This window comes from Methanospirillum sp., from assembly GCF_035406105.1.
Lineage (GTDB): Archaea > Halobacteriota > Methanomicrobia > Methanomicrobiales > Methanospirillaceae > Methanospirillum.
The window spans coordinates 1-8,457 of the sequence record NZ_DAONKG010000106.1; the positions used below are offsets into that span (position 1 = coordinate 1).

The window sequence follows — 8,457 nt, forward strand, 5'->3', positions numbered from 1 at the left end:
CCAATGCTTCTCATGCATATATCGGAGCAAAGGTGAAGACTGATTATAACGAGCTTGGACTTCCAGGGCTTCAACTGGTTCAGCTTCCACCTGGGATGACTCTGGAAGATAGCATCGCATATTACCAGAGTCTTCCCTATGTGAAATATGCTGAACGGAACGTTGTGTATTCAATTGAAAGTAAAGCCGGTACTACGGAGGGGAATAATGGAACACCCGATACTGGTGCTCTTACACAAAACAGTTCATCAGAGCAGCCGGCCCGTCTGCTTGTCCAGTTCAATGTAAAAGCATTTCCAGATTTATCAAATCTTTCTGCATTTGCAAATCAGACTCATGCATCGCTAAATGCAACATTGCTGAAGGATTTCACCTTGGACGGGCTGTCCGGACTGCATCTTGTTAAACTTTCAGCAAACATGACACCCTCTGAAGGTGTCCTGGCGTATAAAAACCAGACTTCAGTTATATATGCTGAGCCTGATTATGAGGTAAGACTTTAGCGAACCGGTGTGAAAAAAAGTGATTTTACAGGGCGGGCATCCGGAATGTTCCTTCCCTGATATCACCGACCCACTTTTGAAACATTCTCATACCTGCAATCATCCGTTCTCCGTATTTTTCAAAGAAGGCCTCTTCCTCATCAAATGCCGGGGGTTTTTCCAGGTATTCAAGAAGAGCAGATTCCCCGTCAAAATCAGTGCAGGCAAACCTGATGAAAAAATCACCATAGGGAGCCATCATTGCTTCACCAGTGACGGTTGCGATATGGTACGGATGTGAGATTAACGCCGGGGCCAGATCATTTGAGTACAGAATGCCAGCCTTCTGCAGTTCAGTGGTGAGCGGGTTCATATCCACCATGAAGTAAAACCCTGCCCGTGGGGTTGTAACTCTGATGCCTTCAATTGCCCTGCACATACCTGCCAGTCTGCTCGTCATAATTCTGAATATATTTCTGACAGCATCCAGGTACTGATCCATCTCCTCACCTGACCGGTATGCTGCAATTCCTGCCTCCTGGAGCGGTGCGGCAGAACTGGTATAAATGGTGGCAGCGATTTTTTCCACATCACGAATGATGGATGGACTGGTTCCCTCCGGCATAATGCAGCTGCCAAGACGAAATCCTCCGGCACCCATCCCAGCTGAAAGACTGTGGATCACAAATGTCCCTTCCGGGTAAATCTTTCCCATGCTTACAAAAGAGCCAGGGTCATAGGTCAGAAGGCTGTATACCTCATCAGCAAGGATGAACGTGTTATATTTTCTGCATACATCCGCGATCTCAGTCAGTTCATCCTTTGTGTACAATGCACCGGTTGGATTTCCGGGGTTATTCAGAATGAGAAGATGCTGGGTTTTTACCAGACCCTTGAGCATCGCTTCCAGAGTCTGCGGTCGGATCTTGAAGTTCCCGGCACCATGAGTATAGAGACGGTAATACGGCACATTCAGAATACGAAGCTGGGGGAGATATCCCAGCCATCCGGGTGAAGGTATAATAACTGATCCCGTAATGAGGGTGAATATTGAAAAAATGAGCCCTTTTGCTCCATGACCGGTTATCACCCGGTATGGCTCGACTTCAAGTCCGAATCGTGTTTTATAAAAATCTGCAACTGCTTCACGTATTCTGCTGCTTCCTATCGGGTGAGCATAGGAACCCATGCTGCTATGCAGAGAGAGCGCTTTTTGGAGTGGAGCAGGAACTGGAAAGGGAGATTGCCCAAGGCCAAATTTAAAGACATCCCCCTGACAACCGATCTCTGCACACCGTTCCTGTTGCTCTTCGATTAATCGAAAATATCGAAGGTTTTCCGGTACCTGAATCCGGTCAACTTTGGCATCGATAATAATGCCGGCCATGAGAGAGAATCTCACAGAGACAGCAATTAAACTTTCTCTTCCTCGTAGATGATGACCGATGTAGGAAGAATACCCGGTCTTTCGTCGGTCATAAAGAAGGTATACGGGAGAATATGAACATAGTACTCGAGATAACCCTGAATAAAGTCAGAAAGTCCCCGCGATCTCCGTCCAAGGATGAGTATCACAAAAAACTGGATAAACATGCAGATGCCTGCAATACATCCATAAATCATCAGGACTATCCCAATGATAAACGAGTAGATAATCCTGATGAAGAGTTCAATTCTTCCAGCTTTTTCTTCATATGCAAATAACTGTTTCATATCATGCACCTACTTTGATGCCGGAATCATGGGATTTGGTCCGGCTCCGGATATGACGATGCTTGCCGTCTTACTCACCGGGTCATACCGCCCGCTCCGGTCATCATCGATAATAACCGGCTCCACACTCAGGGTTGCATATCCCGCGGTCAGAGCATGAATGGAGATATGTGCAAGGTTTGCTATCGAAAGGCCTGGTTCTACCTGGGTGCCAAGGTCCGCTCCTGAAATGAGAATGGTCGTACTATTTATATGTTCAACCTTGTTCATCGAGACCCACGAGGGGAAGGTAATCTCACCAAATGATGCAACGGTCGGATTATCAAGGGTAAGGTACAGGGCATACCCGGATATTCCTGAATTACACCCTTCCATGATGAGATCGATTGCCGGTTGTTCTCCAGGATTTGATTCGACCACCGACGGGTTGAAATAGAGGAGTGAGTATGCTGATACTGGTGCAATCAGTCCGACAATCAGCATACATGCACAAAGGACTCCGATTTGATAGGTATGTTTCATCTGGATCACCTCACACCATCTGGTATAATTTCACAACATCACCAAAACCGATAAACCCGCTTTTATCAAAGTCAAACTGGCCGATCGGTTCTTCTTTTATTGCATAGAGCATCTGGTCAAAGAGAAGTTTTGGATCTTCGTACTCAAGCCATCCGTTCCCGTTTATATCATCAAAGAGTCCGTCATCATCCGGGTCGGTCGGGACAGGGTAAAATCCTCCTTTTCCGTTAGGGAATGCTTTTACCGGCTGGTACGGTGGTTTTACATGGATATAATTCTCTTTCTCAGCGATTGAGCTGAGCCCTTCCTTATACACGGTGAGTGTGATAGTATATTTCCCGGGTTTCATGTACAGATGTGTCGGATTCTGCAGGGTCGATTCAAATCCATCACCGAATGTCCAGTGCCATGACTCCGGTTCTCCTGATGACATATCTGTGAATTGTACGGTGAGGGGGATTGTACCTGAAGAAGGTTCTGCCTTGAACTCAGCATGTAACGGAAGGACCTGACTGAGCGGTCGGTAGGCATTGAGTCTTCCCCCGGTCACACAGGTGGTATTGAGCCAGAACTTCTGATCAACGGAGTTTAGTATCAGGTTTTTGATTTGTACTGCATCATTTCCGGGCTTTTCACTCTTGATGAGTGCTGCAGTTCCGGCGACGAACGGAGCAGCCATGGAGGTTCCATCCATCATCCCGTAGGTGCCAGGCAGGGTGCTGTAGATATCTTCACCAGGTGCCAGGAGATCCACTGATGTCAGACCATAATTGGAGAACCAGGTGAGCATGTCATACCGGTCACTTGCCCCGACCGAAATAATGTTTGCAGAGTTGTAGTCTGCCGGGTAGAATGGTATCTCATCGGTATCATATCCCTCATTTCCGGCAGCACAGACAAAGAGTGCGGGAGTGCTCTCAATCGCCTCTTTCAAGGCTTCACTATAGATGTAACTCCCCCATGAACAGGAGATAATATCAGCACCCTGCTCCTTTGCATAGAGGATTCCCAGGATCTCAAGAACCGTGTTACTCTGACCAGCTGCATCAAAAACCTTTACCGGAAGGATCTTTGAGTTCCAGCTGACACCCGCGATACCTTTTGAGTTGTTTGTTACCGCACTGATGGTCCCTGCACAATGGGTACCGTGCCCGTTATCATCCATGGGATCATCATCGTTATTAACAAAATCATATCCGCTGATGCAGTTTTCGGCAAGATCTTCATGGTTATAGTCCACACCAGAATCGATAACCGCAACAATAACCTCTGATGAGCCGGTTGATATGTTCCAGGCTTCAGGTGCACTGATATCAGCCCTCGCAGAACTGCCGTTTTGTGTGTTATACATACCCCACTGGAGATTGAAATCCGGATCATTTGGGATTGTCATCCCTGGTGCTTCACTCTCAAGGGTCTGAACCACATTCTCTGAATTACCTAATGGAGCTGGCAGATGTGTCACATAGTTGGGTTCAGCATAAACGACATGTTCATTTGACTTGTAAAACTGCACAGCATCCGGCACCGACATTGTATCTGGTACCTTTACTACCTGCATCCCTTTTACGCCCATAACTTCATCGGTATAGATGGTTTCTGCACCAATTTCAGCGTTCAATGAAGAAGCAACAGATGCAACCGCTGTTCCTGATCCGATGTCTGCGTATTTGACAATGACCTCACCAGGCACATATGTTTCTGATCCTTGTTCGGCCTGTGCTCCCTCCCATACTGCTGCGATGAGCATGAAGAGCAGACAAGCTCTAAAAATCCACGATACACTCACTCGTTCCATCCCTCATCCCTCTGTATACAGAAAAATCTGGTAATTACCGATAATCTATTTTTTATATATCGTTATTGTATAAATAATTAGCAGATGTATCACGGGACTCACGAGTTATTTTTGTGGATAATTTCGTGCATTCAGAATGCATCAGACGTGTTTCCATTCATCAGATAGTTGCATCAACCTGGGAGCCGGTATGTTTCATGAGGAACTTTCAATCATTCATACAATAGAGAATAACTCTTCACCCTCTTTTTTTATATAAGAATATCGTATACTCTTGACGGATAGCTTTACTGCGGCTCTTCGTCGTTTCAAGAGGGTACGTTACATGTACCTTGGCTGTACCTTACGGAGATCATTGTCATACAATTCTTATCTAAATATACGGAATAATTTTTTAAAAACCTTCCAAAAGAAAATAGTGACATATTTTAGTAAAGAATCGAATCTCTTCATGTCAAGGTAAATCATATTCTTTTATGAATACGAAAGAGATATCTGGTATGGATCTTACCGTCCAGGATATCCTCACCCAGCTCTTTGATAAACAGAAGAGGGATTATCTCACCATAACACAACTTAAAAAATCCCTCCCAAAAGGAGTAGAACGCATTCTCGGTCATCAGGTCAAAAAACTCAATAACAAGGAGTTTATCGATAGTATCAAGCCTTTCCTCCCCAATACCTATTCCATTCAGAAAAAAGGAAACAGAACCTACCTTCTTCGTGCTCCGATTCAAGATATTATCCTCGCATATATCGCTCAACGATCCCCAATAAGCATAAGAAACATGTCAAAATACCTCCCGTTTCAAAAAGGGGAGATTGCCGATACAATAAATACCCTTGCCCGATCTGGGGCCATAGAGCTGCAGATTGTTGCCCAGTCAAAGGATTTTAATGTGCAGATCCTGGTCCATGAAAACCCTGATTTCTCTCTTGAAATAAAAAAAGCATATGATATCATCAGAAGAGACAGAAACTATGTCAAGATCTATGAACTCCGCAGATATCTCAAATGGCCAAAGAATGTTTTCGATTCATGTATTCAGTCATTATGGGATACCGGAGTCGTTGAGCTTCAGGCAAGTGATCCCCAGATTCTTACAGAGGATCAACGAATCGACTCATACATGGATACCAATCATACTTTACGGATTCTTCTTTTCTGGAGGGGGGCATGAAGAGCCCGCGGGAGCTGTTACGGGAGAATAATCCATTTTCATCACACTCACAACCAGATCCCTGGGTGAATCAGTTTCCCACCATCTCATCCATCAATGGCGATGCATTCATAACTATTACCAGAATTATTTCATATAAACAGAAAAACCCACATGATCCGGTTGGAATTCTGGTAAAAGGTGAGGCAGGAAGCGGAAAGACGAATATGATCGCCCGTATACGGGAATATTGTGAGAATACATCATTTGAAGTAAAATTCTCCATGATACGACCGATCATTAATTATAACACCCCAATACAGCATCTTTTTCATGGGATTATCACCAACCTGTCTCATCCCTTACGAGAATCGTTTAAGTTTACGCAGATTCACGGCATTCTCTTCTCGATGATATATGAGTTTATCGATCAAAAAGAAGAATACCGGCAGGCATTTCAGCCATTCAAAGATAATCCCGAGACATTCTTTAGATATTTTTCAGATCATGGCAAAGAACGGAATATCCTCTACAATCAGGTACAATCCTGGATAGTAGACAAGATACCGGATATCAATCATCTCTTTATCAAGTTGATCTTTGCGTTTGGAGATCCAGATCTCAACTATCCTGCACGTAACCGGCTCGCAGGAGAGGTTGCAGATCCTGAAGATGCATCCCTTTTGAATATCCCGTTTAAAGAGTTGTCTGAAGCTGAAGCAGAGGATGAAGCAAGTAAATTCCTCAAATCACTGGGTCTTCTCCTGACCTACCTTCATCAATGCCTGATCATCTGCTTTGATCAACTGGAGAACCTCTCCACACCAGAGCATCAAAGAGCTTTTGGGCTGATGAACCAGATGATCTTTAATGAGAGTTCTGCCATCCTTCCTCTTGCCTTCATGAGAACCCTGTATTGGGAGAAATTTGAAGAGAATTTGGATAGGGCAGTCACTGATAGGCTTGGAATGAATCAGGTGGATCTCCTTGGATGTTCCCAAGAACAGATACAGGAGATCATCACCTCCCGTATCAAAGTAGTATTTCCTGATATGTGGGAGATGCTTGCAGACTGGCTGATTCCTAAGGTAGTATCATCTATTGGAAAATACCCTTCTCCCCGTGAGGTTATCAGGACCGCAAATACCATCATCATGATGATTGATGAAAAATGGGCCGAGGTGGATATACCCTTCCCCTCTCCTGATGAAGTCATCAGATCGGCATGGATGCTGGAACATGATCAGATCCTCTCAGACCTTGATTCATGGCCACCTGATTATGAACAGATAACAAGTGCCCTGCAAACATTTCTCAAATCACGAAGAGCTGAATACGCATGGAAAAAGGAATCCAGAAAGAATATCCTGACGATCACGCATAACTCGAAGAGATGCTGTATTATCATCAATACCAATCGCAATCATAGCGCCATAGGTGCAGGCTTTACCAGGGGGGTCAAGTTTCTCCAGAATAACCCAGGTTGTTCCTGCCTGTATCTGACCGATCCCAGATGCATCGTTACCAAACCCACATGGATCCAGACAAACCAGAAGAGAGAGGCGTTTCTTGCCGCCGGAGGGCAGATCATGCAACCATCAGAAGGTGAGATCGCACGGTTTTATGCCCTGTACTCCCTCTTCTGTAAGATCACCGAGGGAGATATTCAAATTGAGACAAAGCAGGGGATTCGTCCGATTACTCATAATGAACTCCATGCCTATGTGGGCAATAAGGAGGCTTTTCGTTCCCTTGTACCGGTAATTCCTGCAATCGTTCCTACAGGAGAAAAGAATAAAAGGGACATATCCAAACGGGAGGTATCAGATGAAGCAGTACACACCACTATCTGCAATATCCTGTATTCTCACCCAATGCACCTCATGCGGGCCGATCTCCTCGTCAAAAGTCTTCAGGAAAACGGGATTTCAATGACCTATGACGAACTCATCATATGGTGTGGAAAACATTCAACTGCCTATACGATACTACCTAATCAGCAGGGTTCATTGATAATTGCTAAAGGAAAGGGGCCCATATGCAGAGACTCTCCGTAAGTGAACTCCATCTCTGTCAGCACTGTCCACGCCTCTTTGGATATTCCTGTAAGGGATACAAACATGCATGGAAGGTTGGGCATAAAGGGTCAGAAACCCTTCCTGGAAAGAGGTTTCACACCTTAGCAGATCACATATTTCGGTATATTGCAAATGACGATGCGAGCCAGCGTGCCTTTTTAAACGCACTCACATCACCTGATCCTGATATTACCGGCTCAATTCGGGAATATATCAAGAATGAGTTTTTTATCCCATATCTGGCAAAACATGCCCCTCAACTCTCTTTTGAGCAGATTGAAGCATTTGCCGGAGCCTGTGATTCATGGATCCTCTACCTCTCTCAGTTTATCAGTCCGGACGGGACACCCCCTGAAGATCCAAAAGCACTGATTGCAACAATATTTCACTCATCAGAATATACCATGAGTTCTGATTTTGTCTGTGATGAGGGAGAGGTTGTGAGAATAAGCGGAAGGCCTGATGCTCTCCTTTTTGATCCAAGAACAAAAGAACCTGTGGTTTTGGAGTATAAAGGGAGAAAAGAGTCAGATCCCGCTCAGGATCTTGCACAGACCTCACTCTATGCATGGCTCGTCTCCCAGTCAATTGGAATTACCCCACGGGTTGATATGCTCTATCTGGAAGAACCCTCTCCTCTTGTCAGATATGACCCGTCTGTGATACAAACCCTCATTGGGAATCATGCATCACTCATCACCCTT

At 44.9% G+C, this 8,457-nt stretch carries 8 protein-coding genes; 4 read left to right on the plus strand and 4 right to left on the minus strand.

Translation table 11 applies throughout. The features are described from left to right. Nucleotides 1-503 (plus strand): S8 family serine peptidase (locus tag PLA23_RS07590; RefSeq protein ID WP_324474730.1); only part of this gene is annotated, 503 nt, incomplete at its 5' end. Nucleotides 504-528: 25 nt separating this feature from the next. Here the strand turns inward: PLA23_RS07590 and PLA23_RS07595 are convergent. The 4 genes from PLA23_RS07595 to PLA23_RS07610 are packed head-to-tail and all read right to left on the minus strand — an operon-like array spanning nt 529 to nt 4,515. After that, a complete protein-coding gene (locus PLA23_RS07595) occupies nt 529-1,869 on the minus strand; it encodes a pyridoxal phosphate-dependent aminotransferase (RefSeq protein WP_324474732.1) in 1,341 nt (446 codons plus the stop codon). Between the two features lie 26 nt (nt 1,870-1,895). Then, nucleotides 1,896-2,195 carry a DUF4389 domain-containing protein gene (locus tag PLA23_RS07600; protein ID WP_324474733.1) on the minus strand — a complete coding sequence of 100 codons (300 nt, stop codon included), beginning with the start codon at nt 2,193-2,195 and terminating at the stop codon, nt 1,896-1,898. A 9-nt stretch (nt 2,196-2,204) separates the two neighbouring features. After that, nucleotides 2,205-2,717 (minus strand): hypothetical protein, encoded by a 513-nt coding sequence (locus PLA23_RS07605; RefSeq protein ID WP_324330479.1) that lies wholly within the window; start codon nt 2,715-2,717, stop codon nt 2,205-2,207. 10 nt (nt 2,718-2,727) lie between these two features. After that, nucleotides 2,728-4,515, minus strand: coding sequence for a S8 family serine peptidase (locus tag PLA23_RS07610; protein WP_324474735.1), 1,788 nt, complete (start codon nt 4,513-4,515; stop codon nt 2,728-2,730). A gap of 500 nt (nt 4,516-5,015) precedes the next feature. Between PLA23_RS07610 and PLA23_RS07615 the strand changes: the two genes are divergently transcribed. The 3 genes from PLA23_RS07615 to PLA23_RS07625 all read left to right on the plus strand — a co-directional run. Continuing rightward, complete coding sequence (locus PLA23_RS07615) at nt 5,016-5,696, plus strand: hypothetical protein (protein ID WP_324330475.1); 681 nt, start codon at nt 5,016-5,018, stop codon at nt 5,694-5,696. Beyond that, complete coding sequence (locus tag PLA23_RS07620) at nt 5,693-7,732, plus strand: P-loop NTPase fold protein (RefSeq protein ID WP_324474737.1); 2,040 nt, start codon at nt 5,693-5,695, stop codon at nt 7,730-7,732. Before PLA23_RS07615 ends, PLA23_RS07620 begins: the two co-directional genes overlap by 4 nt. Further along, nucleotides 7,714-8,457, plus strand: a 744-nt coding sequence (locus tag PLA23_RS07625) for a PD-(D/E)XK nuclease family protein (protein WP_324474739.1), incomplete at its 3' end; no start/stop codon positions are given. The genes PLA23_RS07620 and PLA23_RS07625, both read left to right, overlap by 19 nt.

What these genes read in the sequence shown, in the direction of transcription:
- PLA23_RS07595 (WP_324474732.1), bottom strand. Translation starts at nt 1,869, where the DNA reads ATGGCCGGCATTATTATCGATGCCAAAGTTGACCGGATTCAGGTACCG.
- PLA23_RS07600 (WP_324474733.1), bottom strand. Translation starts at nt 2,195, where the DNA reads ATGAAACAGTTATTTGCATATGAAGAAAAAGCTGGAAGAATTGAACTC.
- PLA23_RS07605 (WP_324330479.1), bottom strand. Translation starts at nt 2,717, where the DNA reads ATGAAACATACCTATCAAATCGGAGTCCTTTGTGCATGTATGCTGATT.
- PLA23_RS07610 (WP_324474735.1), bottom strand. Translation starts at nt 4,515, where the DNA reads ATGGAACGAGTGAGTGTATCGTGGATTTTTAGAGCTTGTCTGCTCTTC.
- PLA23_RS07615 (WP_324330475.1), top strand. Translation starts at nt 5,016, where the DNA reads ATGGATCTTACCGTCCAGGATATCCTCACCCAGCTCTTTGATAAACAG.
- PLA23_RS07620 (WP_324474737.1), top strand. Translation starts at nt 5,693, where the DNA reads ATGAAGAGCCCGCGGGAGCTGTTACGGGAGAATAATCCATTTTCATCA.